Source organism: [Clostridium] ultunense DSM 10521 (assembly GCF_000511955.1).
GTDB lineage: Bacteria > Bacillota > Clostridia > Tissierellales > Tepidimicrobiaceae > Schnuerera > Schnuerera ultunensis.
This window is the reverse complement of sequence record NZ_AZSU01000002.1, coordinates 604,740-626,636: the sequence shown is the minus strand read 5'-3', so window position 1 is coordinate 626,636 and position 21,897 is coordinate 604,740. Positions and strand designations below refer to the sequence as shown.

Sequence of the window (21,897 nt, the reverse complement as noted above, 5' to 3'; positions counted from 1 at the left end):
CAATAACCAATTTAGTTCGCTATAGTGGCTACATAATTATTACCTGTTCATTTTCCGAATAATGCAAGGTATATATTTCACTATTTAGTCTCTTCTAACCACTAAAGCTATTCCTTGTCCGCCGCCTATACATAAGGTCGCCAGCCCGTTTTTAGCTTCTCTTTTGTCCATTTCATGTAATAGAGTAACCAAAATTCTAGCTCCCGAAGCACCAATTGGATGTCCTAAGGCTATGGCTCCTCCATTCACATTTGTCTTTTCTGGGTCCAATCCTAAGTCCTTTACTACAGCTAATGATTGTGCTGCAAAGGCTTCATTTGCCTCCACTAAGTCTAAATCTTCTACACCTATTTTAGCCTTTTCTAATGCCTTTTTTGTTGCTGGTATAGGACCTGTACCCATTATCTTAGGATCTACCCCTGCTGAAGCATAGGATAGAATAGTAGCTAAAGGTTTAATCCCTAGTTCTTCTGCTTTTTCCTTAGACATAAGGACTAAGGCTGCTGCGCCATCATTAATTCCTGATGCATTCCCAGCTGTTACTGTACCATCTTTTTTGAAAGCTGGTCTTAACTTAGCCATTCCTTCAATAGTTGAACCAAATCGTGGATGCTCATCAGTATCTACAATTATTGGATCTCCTCTTCTTTGTGGAACTTCTACTGGAACTATTTCATCTTTAAACCTTCCATCCTTTATAGCCTTTTCTGCTCGCAATTGGCTATTAAGAGCAAATTGATCTTGTTCTTCCCTAGATAAATTCCATTGTTCTGCTATATTTTCCGCGGTAATTCCCATATGGTAATCATTGAATATATCCCAGAGTCCATCCTTAACCATATAGTCTTCGATTACTCCATCTCCCATCCTTTGTCCCCATCTAGCTTTCTTCAATAGGTAAGGAGCTTGAGACATATTCTCAGTACCTCCTGCCAGTATGATATCTGCTTCTCCTGCCATTATAGCTTGTGCCGCTAAAGCTACAGTCTTTAGACCTGAACCACAAACCTTATTTACAGTATAAGAAGGCACCTCCATAGGAATTCCAGAGTGGATAGAAACCTGTCTTGCTACATTTTGGCCTAATCCCGCTTGCAATACGTTTCCAAATATAACTTCATCTACCATATCTGGTGCAATATTGGCCCTCTTCATGGCTTCTTTAACTGCAACAGTACCTAATGCCACTGCAGATACATCTTTAAAGCTGCCACCAAAAGTTCCTATAGCTGTCCTAACTCCAGACACAATAACAACTTCTCTCATATATCTTACCTCCTATTATATTTTTTATATTATTTAACTCATTATCCAGTACTATATAATTGCAAGTTTCGTGCCAACATGTTTTGTGTAAAAATTATTTTTCTAAAGCCCTACAAGTCTGTAAATTACAATGCCCCTAGCTGATACCTAATTCCATTAAAATATCTTAAACTTTAGAAAAATAAAGATGAGTGTAGAAAATGCTCTACACTCATCTTTTGCCTATTTTTTAACAAATCCCTATTTTTCAACATTCCCTCTGGATAATTTTAATCAAAATCCATTTTAATATTGTAGCCATAAGTCTACAATCCATTTTGTTTTGTATACTTTTTGCTACAGTTAAAGGCTTAATCCATATTTATCAATTTTTTTATACAAAGCAGTTCTATGAATTCCTAAATTTTCTGCGGCTAAAGTTTTATTGCCCTTAGCCTTAGTTATAGCGTTGACTATTGCTTCCTTTTCTGCTTCAGCTACCACATCCCTTAAAGGGTATGTTTTTTCTTTACTATCAGTGTACATTTTATTCTTTATTAACCTTTCTGGCAAATGTTTAGGTAATATAATCTGTTGATTAGATAGATTTATAGCTCTCTCCAACACATTTCTAAGTTCTCTTACATTCCCTGGCCAATGGTATTTCTTTAATATGTCTATAGTATCTTTATCTATTATCTTTTCCTCAGTGTTTAATTCTTTTGTTAAATACTCCAATAGATGTTCGACTAATAAAGGAATATCTTCTATCCTCTCCCGAAGAGGAGGAATATCTATATTTATTACATTCAACCTATAGTAGAGGTCCTCTCTAAACCTTCCCTTTTCTACTGCTTCTTCAATTCTTTCATTAGTGGCAGCAATAATCCTAGCATCTAGGAATTTTTTTTCATTTCCTCCTACCCTTTCGAATTCCTTTTCTTCTAATACCCTTAAAAGCTTTACCTGCATTTCAAGAGGCATATCTCCAATTTCATCTAAAAATATTGTACCTCCGTTAGCTAGTTCAAATTTCCCTGGTTTTCCTTCCCGTTTTGCTCCAGTAAAGGCTCCCGATTCATAGCCGAATAATTCAGATTCTAACAGTTCTCTGGGTATAGCAGCGCAGTTGATGGGAATAAAGGGCCCAAATTTTCTATAACTAGCTTTATGAATGGCTTGGGCAAATAATTCCTTTCCTGTACCAGATTCTCCTAGTATTAATACTGTAGAATTAGATTGAGCAGCTGTTCTCCCTATTTTTTTTAAATATTCCATCTTAGGGTTTTGGGTTATTATACTATCGAAAGTATATTTACTACCCTGTAATCTTTCAATCTCACCTTTGTATTCATTAATCTTATTTTCCAACTCTATAAGTTCCTTAGCCATTTCCCTTATATCGCTGGCATCCCTAAACAATACAGCCCCTACCGCTCCTATTATTTTTCCACCTCGAATTATAGGAACCCTATTAGCCACCATATCATGACCTTGTATTCTCTGAATATGTCTTATTTCTTTTTCTCCAGTTTTAACAACTATATCTAATCGAGTATTTTCTATGACTTCACTTACGGGTTTACCTATAGCATCTTCTTCCTTTATACCTAGCAATTCTTCATAATTCCACTTTACTATTTTACCTTCACTATCTACTAAGGCAAAACCTTCATAGGCATATTGGAGAAGGTCCTCTATCATATCTAAACTCATCTTCTCTTCTATTAACTGGCTTTGGGAATCCTTAATATCTGTAATATCTCGAACTATGAAAATATGTTTTTGGAGTTTCCCATTAACTGTATAAGGAATATATTTTAGCAATAGATGATGACTATTTAAGCCTAATTCCTTTTCTCGCATTTCCCCATTTAAACTAAAAAACTCTCTTAACTTTTCATCTTTAATAAAATTTGGAAATGGGAGAGAATTAACCTCTTCTTCCCTTATATCTAACATCCTTAAAATAGCAGTATTTCCATAGGAGACCTTCTCACGCATATCCACAATAAGAATACCATCTAGAAGGGAATCTAATAAATAGCTTGAAAAATCCGGATCATAGACTGAAAATTTCATAAAATCACTCCTGTTTTTTAGAAAATCCATGTTTAAGGATAATATCTACAATCCTTTCAGAAGCCCTACCATCGCCGTAAGGATTTACTGCGTTGGCCATCTTCTCATATTCTTTTTGATTAGATAGTAAAATATCTATTTCCTTCAATATATTATCATAATTGGTTCCTACTAATTTAGCAGTACCTGCCTCTATCCCTTCTGGTCTCTCCGTTTCTTCCCTTACCACCAATACTGGTTTTCCTAAGCTTGGAGCTTCTTCTTGGAGTCCTCCTGAATCGGTAACTACTAGATAGGATCTAGCCATTAGATTGGTAAAAGGCTCATAGTCTAGTGGTTCTATCAAATGGACTCGTCTATTCCCATTAAATATCTTATTAGCTATTTGCCTAACTTTAGGATTTAAATGGATTGGGAATACTACTTCTATATCTTCATATTCTAAAGCTATTTGATTAATGGCAGAAAATATATTCTCCATAGGCTTACCTAAATTTTCCCTTCTATGGGAGGTTAAAAGTATTATTCTTTTATCTTTATAATCAATATTGTCTAACAAAGGTATTTGAAAACTATAATCTTCTTTAACTGAATATTGTAGAGCATCAATGACTGTATTTCCTGTAATAAATATCTTTTCTATAGAATACCCTTCTCTTAGAAGGTTGTCCTTATTAGTCTCAGTTGGCGCAAAGTGAAAATCTGTAAGTATACCGGTTAGCTTTCTATTTGCCTCTTCGGGATAAGGAGAATATAGGTTTCCTGACCTTAGACCTGCCTCTACATGGCCTATCTTCACCTTTTGATAAAAGGCAGCTAAAGCTCCAGCAAATACAGTGCTAGTATCTCCTTGGACTAATAATACATCTGGTTTTACCTCCAATATTACCTTCTCTAAGCCTTCTAAAGCCTTCATAGTAATCTCCGTAAGGCTTTGCCCTGGTTTGAATATATTTAAATCATAATCTGGTTCTATCTGAAAAAGGTTAAGTACCTGATCTAACATTTCTCTATGCTGAGCAGTTATACATATAGTATTATCTATTTCAGAAGCATTTTCCATAACCTTTATAATAGGGGCCATTTTTATCCCTTCTGGCCTTGTTCCAAATACTGTCATAACTTTAATCTTTTTCATTTTCATCCCTCTTCTTCCCACTAATTAATCCCATCTTGCTAGCCAGCAATATGGTAAGCACAAATATTACGATAGCGATAAAAACTGCTCTTTTGCTGTTGATTTTAGCTATAAGGATAGCACATAATCCAAAAATAGCTGATATAGAATATAATATCAATACAGTTTTTTTCTGAGAATACCCCATTTTTAACAATCTATGATGGAGATGTCCCTTATCAGCTTCTGCAATAGATTTACCATTTAATAATCTTCTAAATATGGCAAAGGTCGTATCAAATATAGGAACTCCAAGAATTATTATTGGAACCACAACCGCAATGGTTGCAACGGATTTCATAACTCCCTCTATAGATAGAGCTGCCATTATAAAACCTAAAAACAAGGCTCCTGTATCTCCCATGAATATCTTGGCAGGGTTAAAATTATAAGGCAAAAATCCAATACAGGATCCTGCAACTATGGCAGACATGATCATAACAGGAACATAGTTAAATTTATTGGCAACGAATAAAAAGGATAGGCTAGCAATCATAGTTACCCCAGCAGCTAAACCGTCTAAACCATCAATTAAATTCAAAGTATTGGTAATTCCCACTACCCAAAATATGGTTATAGGAATAGAGAAACCATTTAATAATAGTACAGCACCTGGTTTACCAAAAGGACTAGTTATAGCATCTATTTTCACATCCCCAATAATTAACACAATAGAAGCTATTACTTGGAATACTAATTTGGCCTTTGGACTTAGCCCCTTTATATCATCTATTATACCAGATATACATATTATACTTCCCCCAATGATAATAGATACTAAGGTTTTATCAATTGGAAGAAATACTAAAGAGGATACGAGGATTGCTATATATATGGCTAGACCTCCCATTAACGGCATAGGTTTATTATGTACTCTTCTTTCATCTTTAGGGATATCTACTGCTCCAAGTTTTATTGCTAATTTCCTTGCTACCGGAGTCATAAATAATGATATAGCTACTGATATTATAAATGGTACTATTATGTTTTCCATATGTTTTCGCTCCTTAATATAAGTTCTATTAAATTTTATATTATTATTATGAATAAGTCAATTAAGAAAAGCTTCTATTGAAGCATTATTAAGGAAGCTTTTCTTAAAACTCATATAGGTCAAGTTCTCTTTATTTTACATTTTAAAATGAGAACTTTCCTATTCGTTATAAAAGAAATGAGTCGATAGTTGTAGCTACCGACTCATTTGTTAAACTCATCCTTTATATCCTTTAGAAGCTGTTTATCTCTAATTACATCAATACCAGTTAACACTAAAGCCCCTATTGTTTTGGCCATATTTTTATAGGCTATATCTGTAAGAGTTGCTTCGGCAAATTCCGTTGTATGGGCTGCTATAGTTTTACCTTCTGTTATAGCAAAATAGGGATGAATAGCAGGACAGACATGGCTAACATTCCCCATGTCTAAGGACCCAAAAGTATCTCTAGGTTTCTCACAGTTTTCTACTCCAAATATTTTTAAATTTTGGGTAAATCTACTGGATAGTACTTGATTTGTAACCAAATTATCATAGGAAGCCTCATAATTTGTAATTTCCAACTTAGTACCCGTAGCCAAACTTGCTGCCTTAGCACAATTTTTTACTTTCTCACTTAATTCTATAAGGTATTCCTTTGTAGTAGCCCTTATATAGAATTGAGCTATTGCCAAATCTGGGACTATATTTGCTGCCTTTCCACCTTCTATTATAACTCCATGGATTCTAGCAGTTGGTAATATATGTTCTCTCAATGCATTTACTCCGTTAAAGGTCAGTAAAACTCCGTCTAATGCGTTGATCCCTTTCTCGGGGGCAGAAGCAGCATGGGCGGTTTTCCCTCTAAAGGTAAACTGAATAGGTTCTAATGCTAGGGATTTACCACTTTCACAAAAAGTATCATTCGGATGGGCCATCATAGCCACATCTACGTCATTAAAGGAGCCCTTTTCTGCCATTATAACTTTAGCTCCACTGGTCTCCTCTGCTGGTGTACCAAATACTAATACCCTCCCTCCTAACTCATCTATCAATTTGCTTAATACTATTCCTGCCCCCGTGCTTACAGTTCCAAGCAGATTGTGACCACATCCATGGCCAATCCCTGGTAATGCATCGTATTCTGTAAGATATGCAATAGTAGGGCCTTCTTTTTGGCCTTTATACTCGGCTTTAAAGGCAGTATCTATTCCTATATATTTTTCTTCTACAATAAAATTATATTTTTTTAGTAAATCTATATGAGCCCTTGAAGATTTATACTCTTCATAACCTAATTCAGGATTATTATAGATATATTCACTTAAATTTATAAGTTCATTTTCTACTTCTTCAATCAATCTTTGTATCCTATCTTTCATCCACATCACCTCTTATAATGATAATTGATTTCTTCTTATGGATTTTCCAAGACGGTTATTTACTACATTATTTCTTTCCAAGGCGATTTTTCCATCTATTATAACGTACTCAATTCCTATTGGTGGCTTAGTTGGTTCTGTAAAGGTAGCCTGATCTATAATAGTAGCCGGATTAAATATAACTATATCCCCATCCATACCTACTTGAATATCTCCTTTATTCCTCAGTCCTAATCTCTGGGCAGGTAATAAAGTCATCTTCTTTAAAGCATCTGTTAAATCCAATCGGTTATCATCCCTTACATATTTCCCCAGCACCTTCGGAAAAGTTCCCGCAGCCCTTGGATGGCCTTGTCCTTTATTCAACATACCATCACTAGCTACAAATACAAAAGATGCTTTTAAGGCGTCTATTACCTCCTCTTCATTCATTACAAAGGCAACAGCATACATATCAGGATACTCTTTTCGCACTTTGTAGAATAACTCTTCATCACAGTAAATCCCTTTATAAGGTTCTTCTGTTAAGAGTATGCTATCATAGGATTTGTTCCAAGTTTCAAAACAACCTTCATCAAATACAGCGCTACCAATTCGGGTGCTAAATGCATTATAAGGATAACAATCAGCAGCTATATCTAAACCTTCTCCTATGGCAACTTCAATTAAATCTAAAGATTCGTCCATATAGCCCATGGCAGAACAACTTCCAATATGGGATATTTGCATAGGCTTCTTGGTAACCCTAGATATTTCAATCATCTCTTTTATTGAATCTATGGATTTATCTGCATCTCCCCTATAATGGGCAGATAATAATATATTGTCTTCTATATCATTACATAAACCTACCATTTCTCGAAATGTAATCCCTGGAGAATATTCTATACCGAAGGATATGCCTATTGCATTATCGCTTTCAATATATTCTTTAACCATATCCTTCATCTTCTGTATTTCAATTTCTGTAGCTTTTCTATAGGGGTCTATAGCTAAACTATTTCTTAAAAAATTATGTCCAATAAAGGTTAGATAATTGATAGGTGCTCCATTATGGTCTACGAAATCTAAAAACTCCTTTATGTCTTGTCTATTATTGCCACAGTTCCCACCTACAGCTGTTGTAACTCCCATTCGCAACATGTTATTTCCAATGTCGTAATCATCTCCATCCACACTATTTCCTATCACTTCCTCATGCATATGAATATCAACAAACCCTGGTGATACTATTAACCCCTCTGCATTTATAACTTTTTTAGCATTTCCATTGCATCTTCCCACATCTACAATTTTTCCGCCTTTAATCCCTATATCCCCAACAAATATACTATTGTTTTCGAAGTCAATAATCATTCCTTCTCTAATGGCTAGATCATACATGTTTTCACCTTCTTCCTGTTTATTGGTTTACATATATTTTCCTTACATGAGCTGATGTCATACATCTTAAGATACCTATATAGTCTAGAATAAAAGTCACCTTATCTCCAACTTCATAATCCTTATGGCAGTGGGTAATATCCAATATCAGATGGTCACTACTACAACCCAATATACTAATCCTCTCATCCTCTGGAATCATAAAATCCGGTTCACAATCCTGTCTACCTACGGCACATATAGCTCTTTTCATCTGTCCCTTATCCTCAAAGGTAGGAACATTTCTAAAGGCGTCCATAGCAATTTCTCCTATGGGTTTTGATGGTTTTTCTTTTACTTCAATAATTTCAGCAATCAATTTAAAAGCATCTACATGGGTATTTGGTATCCTTGTCCAAATTACTTCAATTAACCCTAGCAATAAAGATGTTCCCAGCCGTAGTTGGTTTATTCCCTTTGGCATTTCTCCATTCATTATTAGACAAAGGGAACTTGAATTTCCTCCAGATATTACCTCCAAATCTATATTAAACTCCTTGTTTATATTATCTCTAATGGTTACCAATTTGCCTAAGTTCTCCTTAGAAGGAATTATTGCACCAAAACAAGTTAAGTTTGTACCCAAACCGATTAATCTAATGCCTTTTAGTTTCAATATTTCTTTAACAGTTTCCACTATTTCCTCTTCGTCGAATATGCCTTCTCGCAAATCTCCTACATCTACCATTAATATAATTTCATGGATTTTCCCAGCTTTTTGGGCTTCTATTGAAAGAGCCTTTATAGTTTCTATTTCTGAATTAAGTGAAATATGGCATAATCTAACGACTTCCCCTACTTCACTCATCATGGGTAATCTTACAAGCATCTTTTTTACAGATAGATCCTCATAATTTTTTAGGTTACCTAATCTAGAATCTCCAATTATTTTTATTCCTCCCTGGATCATAGCTTGGGCTATTTCAATGGAACCATTTGAAACCTTAGTAACTCCTACTATATCAATTCCATAATCTTTACATAAATTTGTTATCACCTTTGTGTTTTCCCTTATCTTAGACAAGTTTATTTCAATTGCTGGATAACTCATATTCCTTCCCCCCAGTATCATTCTTCATAGTGCCAACGCTTTCAAATCTGCAATGCCAAGAAAAGGCTTCGTTTAGCAAAATAGGTATGTGGCCCCTTCTCCCGCTAGCTCTATTGTAATATTCTCGTAATTGGTCCTTATAGTCGGGATGAGCACAATTTTCTATTATTCTTTTAGCCCTTTCCTTTGGGCTCAATCCCCTTAAGTCTGCTATGCCTCTCTCGGTTATTACTACATCTACATCATGTTCTGTGTGATCATGATGGGATACTAAAGGAACTATTGTGGATATATGGGCATCCTTTCTAATGGATTCTGTAAAGAATATTGAAAGATAAGCATTTCTTGCAAAGTCTCCAGAACCCCCTATTCCATTCATCATATTTCCTCCTAATACATTGGTAGAATTAACATTTCCATATATATCCACCTCAATAGCTGTATTCATAGCTATAACTCCTAACCTTCTAATTATTTCAGGATGATTGCTAATCTCTTGAGGTCTTAATATTATCTTATCCCTATACCTTTTCATGCTGAGTAATATCTCCTTTAGCTTTTCAGGAGAAGGTGTAATAGCTGTTCCTGAAGCACAACATACTCTTCCCGCTTCCACTAGATCCAATATGGAATCTTGGATTACTTCGGTGTAAAACTGTAAATTATCATATTTAGAATTTAAAAACCCCTTTAGTACTGCATTAGCAACTGAACCAACACCTGATTGGAGAGGTAATAATTCTTTGGGAATTCTCCCTTTCCTAATCTCAAAGTCTAAGAATTCCATTAAAATCCCTGCCATTATCTTGTTATTGTCATTAACCGGTGCTAGAGGTCTTACATTATCCTTAATGTCTGTAATAACAATTCCTGATATCTTTTCCTTATTTAAAGGTATATAATTACTGCCTATTCTATCAAAACAGTTAATTATTGGGATAGGTTTTCTAAAAGGCGGATTTTTTATAGTATATATATCGTGTATTCCTTCCAATTCTAAAGGTTGGCTCATGTTCACTTCAATTATTATATTTTTTGCCTTATCTACTATAGTAGGAGATATTCCGATGGAAGTGGAAGGAATTATATTTCCTTCTTCTGTTATTTTAATAGCTTCAATAATTGCCACATCTATTTTATTAATAAAATTATAGTTGATATTTTGAGCTACATGGCTTAAATGCTGATCAATAAACTGTATTTCTCCCCGGTTAATTTTACTCCTAATAGATTCATTGGTTTGATAAGGAATTCTCCTCTTAATAATTCCCTCTCTTGAAAGTTCTCCATCTAATTCGTCTCCAACGGATGCTCCTGCTATCAAAGTGATTTCCATCTTCTCTTGGGTATTCCTCACTCTCTTTGCTAAAGCTAATGGAACAGCTTTTGGATAACCAGAAGGAGTAAAACCACTAGTTGCAACAGTCATCCCATCTATTATTGTTTCAGCAGCCTCTTCAGCCGTTAATATTTTTCCAATTAAACTTTCATCTAGTATTCTTTCCTTCATGTCAGTCTCCCCTTCTAATGAATAGGCAGAGTAAGAACTCTGCCTATTCGTACTATTCAACTCCACAAAACTCCATAGCTATTTTCCCATATACATCTACATAATCTATCAAATGTTTTATTTCAACTCTTTCATCTTTAGTATGTGAATATGCTATATTCCCAGGTCCTGTAACTACCGTTGGAATTTTAGCAAAATTAGATAAAAGGGCAGCATCTGTCCAACCTCTTCTCCTTGTAATCTCTGGTTCCCTTCCAGTGACCTTCCTGATTGCATTTTTAGTAGATAAAACTATGGGGTCTTTTGGGTCGGTCATTAGATACAGATGATCTAATGTTAAAAAATTCTCTTCCATTCTAATCAATTCTGCATCAAAATCTGGGTCTTCCTCTTTAAGGGCGTCAATTACATCCTGATATTCTCTAAAAACAGACTCTACATCTTCACCAGGGATATATCTTCTATCTAATATAATTGAACACCAATCTGCAACAGTACTAGGTTGACTTCCCCCCTCAATTCTTCCAAAGTTCATAACGGAAGGTCCCATATATTCATTAAATCTTTCCTTTAATTTCGGATATATTTCCTCTTCTATTTTCAAAATTAGTTTGGCTGCTTTTGAAATTGCATTTATACCTAGATTAGGTACTCCTCCATGGGCAGCCTTTCCCTTAACTTTGATCTCTATCCATTCCAATCCCCTATGCCCTATGGCATATTCGTAATTAGAAGGTTCCCCTACAATACAACCATCAGCTTTAATGCCGGATTTTACTAACATCTCAGTGCCTTCACTTTGTTCTTCCTCTCCTAGAACTCCTGCAAATATAATATCTCCTTTTAATTTAATCCCAGAACGCTTGATAGCAAGCATGGAAATTAACATAGAGGCTATAGGTCCTTTCATATCTGAAGCTCCTCTACCCCAGATGTAACCATCCTTTACCTCAGCTTTAAAAGGGTCTATAGTCATATTATAAGGTGGTACCGTATCAGTGTGCCCATTAAACATTAAGGTTTTACCATTGCCTGTTCCTCTTAAGTACACTAATACATTTTTTCTTGCCCCATCTACATCTTGTAATTCTACTTCTAGTTCATTTTCCTTACAAAATCTATATATAAAATCTACAACTTCTTTTTCTCTATTTGGTACATCTTTATGGCTAGGTATCTTTATTAAATCCTGAGTAAGTTTTATTAATTCCTTTTGGTCATAATATTTATCAAAATCTATCATTGTAATCCTCCCAGCAACAGATAATATCCATATGTTTAAAATGGTCCTAAGTTGATCGTAGAAGCTATAGCCACCAAAATAGATCCAGCTATTGTCCAATATAGTACCAATTTCCAATTATATTTTAGCCAACGGTCATAAGGAACTTTACCTACTGCCAGAACTCCAAGCAAAGCGCCAGACGTTGGGATTATCTGATTTGAGAATGCATCTCCATAGGTAACAGTTAAAGCTGCAGTTTGGCGAGTGATTCCCAATACATCAGCTAATGGGGTCATTATAGGCATTACAGTTGAGGCTTGTCCACTTCCAGAAGGTATAAAGAAGTTAATAACTGAATTTATTATAAACATACCTACGGCAGTAATTTGTCGTGGTAAAGCTTCCAACATACCTGCCATTGAATATATTATGGAGTCCATTATTTGTCCTTCCTGCATAACTATTAAAATTGTTCTTGCAAGTCCAACTACTAATGCCCCCATAGTAATATCTTTAGCCCCTTTTATGAATGAAATAGCTGCATCATCTGTACCCTTACCACCAACAAAAATGGATACTATACCAATAGCTAAAAATATAGCGGATATTTCATTAATATACCAACCATATTCCATTACTCCATATATCATAATTATTAATCCTATTAAAAATACTACCAATACGCCTTTATGCCTGTTTGTAAGCTTTATTTCCTTTAATTCATCTGACTCTCCTACTTCGTCACCAGTCTTTACACCATGTAACACGCTTTTATTAGGGTCAGCTTTTATTTTAGATGCATATCTCATAACATACCAAACAGCTATTATATAAAATATTACATAGCCAACTGTTCTAAACACAGCTCCTGAATAAAGAGGAAGTTGTGCAATGCCCTGGGCTACACCCGTAGTGAATGGGTTTAACATTCCTCCTGCAAATCCAATAGCTGCTCCTGTAGAAGCTATTGCTACCCCTACGATATTATCAAATCCAAATCCTCTTGCTATCATTATTGTTATTGGCACAAATGCTATCATTTCTTCAGAGGCACCAATGGTAAATCCTAAAACTGAAAACAAGAACATCAACAGTGGAATGACTAGTTTTTCCTTGTTTTTTAGCTTGTTAATAAATTTCACAACTATTGCATCTATTGCACCAGTAGATTGAACCATTTCAAATGCACCACCAAGGATAAATATAAAGAAAATAATACTTGCAGCATCTACCATTCCCTTTGGTATTGCTTTAACCATTCCCCATGGATTCACTGGCGTTCTTTCAACGTACTTAAAGGAATCTACATCTACTATTGTTCTGCCTGTATTTGGATCTTCTACCCTATCATATATACCGGCTGGCACTAAATAAGTTAAAATTGTAGCCAATATTATAATATAGAATATGATCACAAAAGTATGTGGAACTTTAAATCTTTTCTTTTCTTTTATTTGATTATCTTGGTTAGTCAAATAAACCCCTCCTAATCATTTATGACTTGATTTTTCTTTTTTCTAGGTATAACATTATTATGGATTAGTTTTTAAGACCGTCAATTTAACTATGGTTAATTGATGGTCTCTTTTTTATCCGCCTTTTTGTCTCATGATATCCCCTCCTTAAATCGTTAGTTTACCTATTTTATCTGAAGTAAGTTTAAGCTGGTGTATTATAGATTGTTGTTCTTTTTCATCTACATTTCCTTTTATATATTTAGCTGCAACACATGCCACAACTTTATTGTTATAATTCCTAACTGGTACCCCTATACCAACCAGTCCTTTCATGTTTTCCTCATCGGATATTGCATATCCTTGTTCTCTTACCTTTTCGTATTCTTTTAATAATTTTTCTGGATCAGTAGTGGTATTAGGAGCATTTTTCTTTAGATTAGTTGAGTATACAATCTCCTTCAATTTTTCATAGGGTTCGTAGTAGGCCATAATACATTTGCCATAGGCGCCACAATGTATGGGATAATAAGCTCCAACCTTATATCCTATTTGCACAGGCTGGTAACTCTCTACCTCAAAAATACTTAATATCTTATCCTCGATTAGAATTGCATATCCAATGGATTGTCTAGTCTTAGCGGCTAATTTTTCTAATTCACCGGATATATCCCCAATATTAGGTTGTTTGTTCAAAAATGCAGAACCTATTCTATAAGAACCAGGGCCTATAGAATATTTTTTTGTAGTTGGGTTTTGAACCACCATAGTATTATCTATTAAAATATTTAAAATCCTGTGAACTGTACTCCTGTTTAATCCTGTTACCTGTCCCAATTCTAATGCAGACATTTCATAAGGCTTTTTAGCTAATCTTTCTAAGATCATATACGCCTTGTCAATAGATGTATTTCCAACTAACATTTAATCCCTCCATCTATGTTTGTTCATTATACTGACATATGTTTGCTTTATAAACATATTGTATATATTCTATGAATTTTCAAAAAACCCTTCTTTTTTTGAAAAATAATTTATTTTTTCTAAAAGTTCAATAAAAAAAGCGAGTTAAGATAATAAAATCTTAGCTCGCTTTATTCATTATATTATTTTGTACCAAATAACCTATCACCTGCATCTCCAAAGCCTGGGACTATATAAGCATGTTCATTTAACCCTTCATCTATACTTGTCACATATATATCCACATCGGGATATTTGTTATGGACTGCTTCTATACCCTCAGGTGCTGCTATTAAACATACTAATTTAATAGCGTTAGCGCCTTTTTCTTTCAAAAATTGGATAGCAGCCATGGCAGAACCTCCTGTTGCCAACATTGGATCCAATACTATTAGCTCTCTTTCTTCAATGTCCTGTGGTAATTTACAATAGTATTCTACAGGTTTAAAGGTTTCCGGATCCCTATACAGACCAACATGCCCTACCTTAGCAGCAGGAAGTAAATCTAACATGCCCTCTACCATTCCAAGACCTGCCCTTAAAATGGGTACTAAACCTAGCTTTTTACCGGAAATAATTTGGGATTTAGTTTTAGCTAAAGGAGTTTCTATTTCTATTTCCTCTAATGTTAAATCCCTAGTTACTTCATAAGCCATAAGGGTAGAAATCTCTTTAACTAGTTCCCTAAATTCTTTAGGGCCTGTGTTTTTATCCCTAACAAATGTAAGTTTGTGCTTAATTAATGGATGATCTAATACGATAACTTTTCCCATGAAAAAACTCCTTTCCAATAGTTTGAAAACCTCTAAACAATTATATCACAAATTGGATTCTATATCAGAGATTTTATTCACTCTTCTTTCATGTCTTCCACCCAAGAATTGAGATTTTAACCAAGTAGATACAATCTCTATAGCTAAATCTTTCCCTATTACCCTTCCACCTAATGCAATTATATTTGCATTATTATGTTCTACACTCATCCTAGCAGAATAGGTATCGCCACAAAGAGCACATCTAATACCTTTTACCTTATTGCATGCAATAGATATACCTATTCCAGTACCACATATGGCTATACCCTTATCTACTTCTCCAGCTATAACCGCTTCAGAAAGCTTCCGACCATAATCAGGATAATCTACCGACTCTGAAGAATTGGTACCATAGTCCATATATTCGATACCTTCTTTTTCAAGGAACTCCTTTATATACTCCTTTAATTCAAAGCCACCATGATCGCTTCCTATACCAATTTTCAAAATTATCTCCTCCCTTGTTTCCATTGCTTAACCATTTCTTTTAGCGCTTCTTTTATTTCCACCTTCGCCTTATCGTAGGCCTGTATATCTCCGCCAAAGGGATCATCTATGTCTTCTTCTTTCCCATAGGCGTATTCCTTAAGAGTGTAAATCTTTCCTTGGATAAAATCAAATTTGGATAGTAATACCCTCTTATGAGAAATTCCCATGGTCAAAATCAAATCTGCTTCTTCTAACAAATCCCTATAGATAATTCGTGCTCTATGATCTCTTAAATCTATTCCTTCCGATTTTAGAACTTCAATAGCATTTTTAGAGGCCTCCTGACCATCTAGGGCAAATATCCCGGCCGATTTCACCTTTATATCCAATCCCTTTTCTTTAGCCACTTCCTCCAAAAGAGCCTGGGCCATAGGGCTTCTGCAAGTATTACCAGTGCAAACAAAAAGTATATTCATATTTCTCTCCCCTTATACCTTTATAATATTTCCTCCTGAAGCCTTTTTTAATCTATTCATAATAGCTGTGCCAATATAAGATAATTCTACACCTTCAGCTAGAATTATATCTACTTCTTTTTGGTCAAATAATCTAATAGTATTAAATAAATTATGTCCAATGGTTTCCATGTTTTTTCTACTTCCTACAGATATTATAATCCCTTGTCCATATCTATCTTTTGTTTCCTCTGTTGCCATTATTCCAACGGTTTTCTCCTGAGATATGAATTCTTTTGCTTGTACTTTTATTTCCATTACCATATTCTCTACATCCCCGACAAAAACTAACATATCTGCTTTAGGTGCATAATGTCTATATTTTTGGCCTGGAGATTTAGGGACTATATCATTACTATTTTTTATAATACTTAGATCTTCTTCCACATTAGGAATTATGCTTTGCAAATCTTCCAATGTTATTGCACCAGGTCTTAATATCATTGGTATCTCCTCCGTTAAATCCAATACCGTAGACTCAAGACCTACTCCAGTACTACCACCATCTATTATCATATGAACTTTCCCATATAAATCCTCAATAACATGGTCTGCAGATGTAGGGCTAGGTTTACCAGAGGTATTGGCAGAAGGCGCAGCAATAGGCATACCGCTATTTTTAATTAGCCCTAGTGCAATGGGATTATTGGGCATCCTAATAGCTACGGTATCAAGGCCAGCAGTAATAATATTTGGAACCTTTTTGCTTTTTTTAAACAATAATGTTAAGGGTCCTGGCCAAAATTTTTTCATCAGAATTTCTGCTTCTTTAGATACGGACTTTACTAAAGGCCTTATATCTTCTATAGAAGATACATGTAGTATTAAAGGATTGTCCTGGGGCCTACCCTTTGCAACAAATATTTCTTTCACTGCCTCTTCATTAAGACCATTTGCTCCTAAACCATAGACGGTTTCTGTAGGGAAAGCCACTAGCTTTCCTTCTTTAATAAACTTAGCTCCTTCCAATATTAACTCTTCTTCTGGATTTATTTCATTTACTTTAATTATTTTAGTTTCTATTTTCTCCATAATGTCCCTTCTTTTCATCCCTTTCTCCATGTTCTATTATACATCATTATATAAATGAGTAAATAAATATTTCCATTAAATATTATTCTTTATAAATCTTATCTATATAATTCTTCTATCTATTAATATATCCAATTGGTAGACATTAATATTAAATGTTACACTATTATAGATATTCTATTATTATGATAAAAGGAGAGATGAAGATGAGACCTAAGGTTATGGAGGAAGTTGAAGCCCTAAGAGGTGTTAACTCGGTTAAAATTAAAGAAGCCCATGAAGCTGGTAAAAAGGTAGTAGGAATGTATTGTGTATTCTCACCACAGGAAATTGCTTTAGCTGCTGATGCAATTTCAGTTACCCTTTGTGGGACTACCCAAGAACCCATTGAGGAAGCAGAAAAAAAGTTACCACGAAACCTATGTCCCCTCATTAAATCTAGTTATGGATTTGCCATAACTGACAAATGTCCATATTTTTACTTTTCCGATGTACTATTGGCAGAAACTACTTGTGATGGTAAAAAGAAAATGTATGAACTAATGGCGGAACTAAAACCTATGCATGTAATGAATTTACCTCAAACAGCAGAAGGAGAATTAGCCTTAACCATGTGGGAAAATGAAATGGTAAGATTCAAAAACTTTTTAGAAAAGGAATTAGGTGTAGAAATTACTGAGGAAAAACTTAGAAATGCTATTAAACTGATGAATAGAGAAAGGGATGCTATGAAAAGGCTTCACAAACTAAACGCCTACAAACCTGCTCCATTGACAGGAATGGATATGATGTTAGCCCAATGGTTAAAAGGATTCAATGTGGATAAGGAAGCTGGAATAGAATTGATTGAAAGGTTAATAGAAGAAGTTGAAGAACGAATAAAAGAAGGAAAATTCGCTTTCGATGAAAAGGCTCCAAGAATTTTACTAACTGGATGCCCTGTAGGAAGCGGTTCAGAAAAGGTAATAAGAATTTTAGAAGAATCCGGAGCTTCCGTAGTTGCATTAGAAAATTGTACCGGGTATAAAGGTTTAGATATAATGGTAGACGAAGAAAAAGATCCAATTACAGCTTTAGCTGAAAAATACCTTAAAACCCCATGTTCCTGTATGACTCCTAATAATAGTAGAATGGACTTAATTAAAAGATTAGCTGAAGAATATGAGGTAGATGGGGTAGTTGATTTAACTTGGCAAGCTTGCCATACATACAATATAGAATCCTACTTTGTTAGAAATTTCGTTAAAGATGAGCTAAATCTACCCTTCTTACAAATTGAAACGGATTATTCTGACTCAGACTTAGGTCAAATTAAAGTTAGGGTAGAGGCTTTCTTAGAGACTATAAGCTCTACAGTTAATGCATAGATGAAACTCATAAGGAAGTGATATTTTTGATAAGTATTGGCATAGATGTCGGATCTGTAGCAGCAAAAATAGCAGCCTATGATGGAGAAAAGATAATTGCCACTGGACTATTGCCTACGGGATGGAGTCCAAAAGGTGTAGGAGAACAGTTGTTGAAAGAAATTTTACAAAAAACTAATACTCCTAAAAATAAGATAAAATCCATTGTAGGTACTGGTTACGGAAGAGTGTCCTTGCCCTTTGTAGATAAAAAAGTAACGGAGATTACCTGCCATGGAAAAGGCGCTTATTATATCGACCCTAATATTAGAACTGTAATAGACATTGGAGGTCAGGATAGTAAGGTAATTAAACTAAATAATGAAGGTATGGTAGTAGATTTTTTAATGAATGACAAATGTGCTGCAGGGACAGGTAGATTTCTTCAGGTAATGGCAAATGCTTTAGAAGTGGACATTGATGACCTTTCCCCATTGGCTACTGGAGCAGAACCTTCCAATATTAGCTCCATGTGTACCGTATTTGCTGAATCAGAAGTAGTAAGCCTTGTAGCAGAAGGTACTCCAAAGGAAAATATTGCAGCAGGTTTACTTCATTCTGTATGTAATAAAACTTATTCCCTGGTAAGTAGAATAGGCATTGAGGATAAGGTGTTTTTTTCTGGTGGAGTTTCAAGGAATGAAAAATTGAAGGAATTGCTCCAAGAAAAATTAGGAATAAGTATACTTTCCACTGAGGAATCTCAATTTCTTGGGGCTATTGGAGCTGCTATAATTGGCTACTAATTCAATTGACAATTTGAGACAGGAGAAAATCTCCTGTCTTTTTGTACCCGTTCCTTTTTGGTTGCTCTATATAAAGTAGTCCAATAACCGTCATATAGTCATTGGACTACTACTCTAAGATTCTTTTCTTTTAGATTATAAATCCTACTTCCAGTTTCGTATCCACAAGGACAGAAATCTCAATATTTGTCATTGCCTTTTCAATATTACATACTGAAAATTTTTTTACATAGGCCTTCATATCCGTCCACTCTACTTCTTCTTGGGTTCCAATGATTAGTTGGATTTTCTTCTTAAATGGTTTTCCCAAACTCTCAACTGCTTTAAAGGATGGAACTACCCATGCATCAATATCTCCCGAAAGTACCACATCCACATGGGCTAAAATCCCAATAATCTCTTCTCCTTTCCCTATTTCAATTAAACTTACTTGATCATCTAGCACTGCTCTACTTTCAAATCCCCTTTCCGTTGCTAAATCAAATATGTAGTGTAATGCTTTTTTACTTCAACTAAATCTGATGAAATGCTTAGAGTTTTTACAACTATCTTCACAGGAGCTAATTCGGATAGTCCCTACCCTGTATATTTCAATAGGTGTGCAAAGCCTACCTTGCATTTTCATATTTACACCACTGATTCTAAATCTTTTAAACCTTGGTTTAATGTATTTATGCTAGCATTTATATCTCTATTATGGTAAGTTCCACATTCAGGACAAGTCCATTGTCTTATAGATAGATCTTTAGTTTTTTCATTTTTATAATTACAATTACTGCATATTTAACTACAGGCATAGAATCTATTTGCCTTATGGTAAATTCTATTATTCCATTCTGATTTATATTGTAATTGTCTTTGTATTTTTGCTAATTTCTTTTCATATTTATATGCAAGTTTATTGTTTTAAAGGTTTCTCCATTACTTGTAATGAGGATATCGGGTATACCTAGGTCTAGTCCTATAGAATTTTTAGTTTCTGGTAATTTTTTTGTTCCTCTGTTGAATATATTCTATATTTATAGCCTTTAATAACTGTTTTTATAGATAAATTTACCTATTTTCTTATTTCTGTTTTTGACTCTTTATATATTCTCTTATTTGTTCTTCTGTACTTTCCGATACTGTAGCTACAAAGTAACCATGCAACAACCTCCTCAATTTGAATATAATATATGTTGTTGCTTAAATCAAACATATTACAGACTTATATATATATTTATTTATAACATATGGTCTATGCCATTAACTCAGGACTGAAGTCACGAGTGTGCGTAGCATTATATCAATAAAGCTTGATATTTTTTCGCTGTACATCAATTCCTCCTTCCTATTATCATAATCAATATACACTCGCCTATGACACAAAAAGGATGGTATCCAATGAACCATCCTTACAGTATAACACTATTCAATATATAAAATACTATTCCACTAATCCCTCTAAAGCATTATATCTATCCCAATTATATTTCTCTTTCTTAAAGACCTGTTGGTTGTAAATTCTAGTTAATCTATTATTACCTTTGATTTTTTCTTTAATAATATTATCCTTTTTTAATAATTCTAATTCTGAAAATAGATTCCAAGTTTTGAGGTACTCCTTATATTTGTCCGAAGGTCTATTTGATTTGTCATTAATGAAATTATATTTATCTAAAAAATCAGTAGTTGCAATTGTATTTATTATAGTTATTAACTGCTGCATAGTATTACTTGTTCCAGATAGAAAGTCCCATAATTCATCTCCTAGTAAGATTTCTTCATCGTCAAAATATTTGTTACAATTAATAATTGAATCCATAAATCTATCTTTGTTTTTTTCAAAAGGTTTTTCAGCTGTTGGATCAAAGGGAAAGCCCATGTAGAAACTAACCCTTTTTCCTGGGAAATTTTCAAACAATGCAGTCTTTCCTTCTAGTATTTTTCGTTTTTCCCCTGCCATTTCTCCAGAATTAGGTTTTACAGATTTTAATTCAATAGCAATTATTTTATCTATATCTTCTATAAATACATCACAAGAAAAATCATTGGCATTATCTTTTTCTGAAAAATCCTCCATAAAAAGAATTTTATTTTCTTCTATTAAATTAGGTTCCCTAGTAGAATTACTTAACTCAGTCATAATACTGTTAATATTGGCCTTTTGATCTTTTGAAATTTGTAAGTTCCCTAGCTTTTTAGAGGTATACTCTCTTTTTTCTCCATCGGATAATATATGTGCAGCTCCTTCAAAAAAAGTTTGTCCTAATGTGGTATTCAGTCCATGTAACCAACTGCTAAGACTTATAAAAAATGGTATATCGACTACTTTGCCATGAAACTTATCAGAGAAAGCCTTTAAAAAGGCCTCGTGAAAAGGTGCATTTCTATTATCTATTGAATCATCAGGAAAACTCTCAAAACGCTTAAATAAAACATTTATTATTAGATGAGACAACTTTTCTACTTTATCTTTTGACAGTTCCAT

20 protein-coding genes are annotated in these 21,897 nt (G+C 34.3%); 2 read left to right on the top strand and 18 right to left on the bottom strand.

Annotation, left to right across the window (positions count from 1 at the left end; genetic code table 11):
- Window positions 1-84: 84 nt before the first annotated feature.
- From CUL_RS0105750 to CUL_RS0105680, 15 genes are all read right to left on the bottom strand, one after another.
- Entirely contained in the window at window positions 85-1,266 is a 1,182-nt protein-coding gene (locus tag CUL_RS0105750) for an acetyl-CoA C-acetyltransferase (RefSeq protein ID WP_005584590.1), read from the bottom strand.
- A gap of 342 nt (window positions 1,267-1,608) precedes the next feature.
- Entirely contained in the window at window positions 1,609-3,327 is a 1,719-nt protein-coding gene (locus CUL_RS0105745; protein WP_025640784.1) for a sigma-54-dependent Fis family transcriptional regulator, read from the bottom strand.
- Between the two features lie 4 nt (window positions 3,328-3,331).
- Window positions 3,332-4,465 carry a non-hydrolyzing UDP-N-acetylglucosamine 2-epimerase gene (gene wecB, locus CUL_RS0105740; RefSeq protein WP_005584592.1) on the bottom strand — a complete coding sequence of 378 codons (1,134 nt, stop codon included), beginning with the start codon at window positions 4,463-4,465 and terminating at the stop codon, window positions 3,332-3,334.
- Window positions 4,452-5,498 carry a glycosyltransferase family 4 protein gene (locus CUL_RS0105735; protein ID WP_005584593.1) on the bottom strand — a complete coding sequence of 349 codons (1,047 nt, stop codon included), beginning with the start codon at window positions 5,496-5,498 and terminating at the stop codon, window positions 4,452-4,454. Before CUL_RS0105735 ends, wecB begins: the two co-directional genes overlap by 14 nt.
- 203 nt (window positions 5,499-5,701) lie before the next feature.
- Window positions 5,702-6,859: a M20 family metallopeptidase gene (locus CUL_RS16760; protein WP_035142822.1), complete on the bottom strand. Its 1,158-nt coding sequence runs from the start codon at window positions 6,857-6,859 to the stop codon at window positions 5,702-5,704.
- 12 nt (window positions 6,860-6,871) lie between these two features.
- Window positions 6,872-8,242 carry an N-acyl-D-amino-acid deacylase family protein gene (locus CUL_RS0105725; protein WP_025640782.1) on the bottom strand — a complete coding sequence of 457 codons (1,371 nt, stop codon included), beginning with the start codon at window positions 8,240-8,242 and terminating at the stop codon, window positions 6,872-6,874.
- Window positions 8,243-8,261: 19 nt separating this feature from the next.
- A complete protein-coding gene (gene orr / locus CUL_RS0105720; protein WP_005584596.1) occupies window positions 8,262-9,332 on the bottom strand; it encodes an ornithine racemase Orr in 1,071 nt (356 codons plus the stop codon).
- Window positions 9,313-10,842 carry a succinyl-CoA:acetate CoA-transferase ScpC gene (locus CUL_RS0105715; RefSeq protein WP_025640781.1) on the bottom strand — a complete coding sequence of 510 codons (1,530 nt, stop codon included), beginning with the start codon at window positions 10,840-10,842 and terminating at the stop codon, window positions 9,313-9,315. Before CUL_RS0105715 ends, orr begins: the two co-directional genes overlap by 20 nt.
- Before the next feature lie 52 nt (window positions 10,843-10,894).
- Window positions 10,895-12,085: a M20 family metallopeptidase gene (locus CUL_RS0105710; RefSeq protein ID WP_005584599.1), complete on the bottom strand. Its 1,191-nt coding sequence runs from the start codon at window positions 12,083-12,085 to the stop codon at window positions 10,895-10,897.
- Window positions 12,086-12,120: 35 nt separating this feature from the next.
- Entirely contained in the window at window positions 12,121-13,542 is a 1,422-nt protein-coding gene (locus CUL_RS0105705; protein WP_025640780.1) for a YfcC family protein, read from the bottom strand.
- A 147-nt stretch (window positions 13,543-13,689) separates the two neighbouring features.
- Window positions 13,690-14,445, bottom strand: a complete 756-nt coding sequence (locus CUL_RS0105700; protein WP_005584601.1) for an IclR family transcriptional regulator — start codon at window positions 14,443-14,445, stop codon at window positions 13,690-13,692.
- A 182-nt stretch (window positions 14,446-14,627) separates the two neighbouring features.
- Window positions 14,628-15,257, bottom strand: a complete 630-nt coding sequence (gene upp, locus CUL_RS0105695) for a uracil phosphoribosyltransferase (RefSeq protein ID WP_005584602.1) — start codon at window positions 15,255-15,257, stop codon at window positions 14,628-14,630.
- A 45-nt stretch (window positions 15,258-15,302) separates the two neighbouring features.
- A complete protein-coding gene (rpiB, locus tag CUL_RS0105690) occupies window positions 15,303-15,746 on the bottom strand; it encodes a ribose 5-phosphate isomerase B (RefSeq protein WP_025640779.1) in 444 nt (147 codons plus the stop codon).
- A gap of 2 nt (window positions 15,747-15,748) precedes the next feature.
- Entirely contained in the window at window positions 15,749-16,204 is a 456-nt protein-coding gene (locus tag CUL_RS0105685; RefSeq protein ID WP_025640778.1) for a low molecular weight protein arginine phosphatase, read from the bottom strand.
- Between the two features lie 12 nt (window positions 16,205-16,216).
- Entirely contained in the window at window positions 16,217-17,275 is a 1,059-nt protein-coding gene (locus tag CUL_RS0105680; RefSeq protein WP_005584605.1) for an L-threonylcarbamoyladenylate synthase, read from the bottom strand.
- Between the two features lie 206 nt (window positions 17,276-17,481).
- On the opposite strand from CUL_RS0105680, the gene CUL_RS0105675 reads away from it, so the two are divergent.
- Entirely contained in the window at window positions 17,482-18,642 is a 1,161-nt protein-coding gene (locus tag CUL_RS0105675; protein ID WP_005584606.1) for a double-cubane-cluster-containing anaerobic reductase, read from the top strand.
- 26 nt (window positions 18,643-18,668) lie between these two features.
- Entirely contained in the window at window positions 18,669-19,427 is a 759-nt protein-coding gene (locus CUL_RS0105670; RefSeq protein ID WP_025640776.1) for an acyl-CoA dehydratase activase, read from the top strand.
- A 130-nt stretch (window positions 19,428-19,557) separates the two neighbouring features.
- Here CUL_RS0105670 and CUL_RS0105665 read toward each other — a convergent pair whose 3' ends face one another.
- The 3 genes from CUL_RS0105665 to CUL_RS0105655 form a co-directional block, all read right to left on the bottom strand.
- Window positions 19,558-19,872 carry a hypothetical protein gene (locus tag CUL_RS0105665; protein WP_005584867.1) on the bottom strand — a complete coding sequence of 105 codons (315 nt, stop codon included), beginning with the start codon at window positions 19,870-19,872 and terminating at the stop codon, window positions 19,558-19,560.
- A gap of 182 nt (window positions 19,873-20,054) precedes the next feature.
- Entirely contained in the window at window positions 20,055-20,210 is a 156-nt protein-coding gene (locus CUL_RS20140) for a zinc ribbon domain-containing protein (protein WP_081722795.1), read from the bottom strand.
- Window positions 20,211-20,853: 643 nt separating this feature from the next.
- A complete protein-coding gene (locus CUL_RS0105655) occupies window positions 20,854-21,897 on the bottom strand; it encodes a TdeIII family type II restriction endonuclease (protein WP_025640775.1) in 1,044 nt (347 codons plus the stop codon).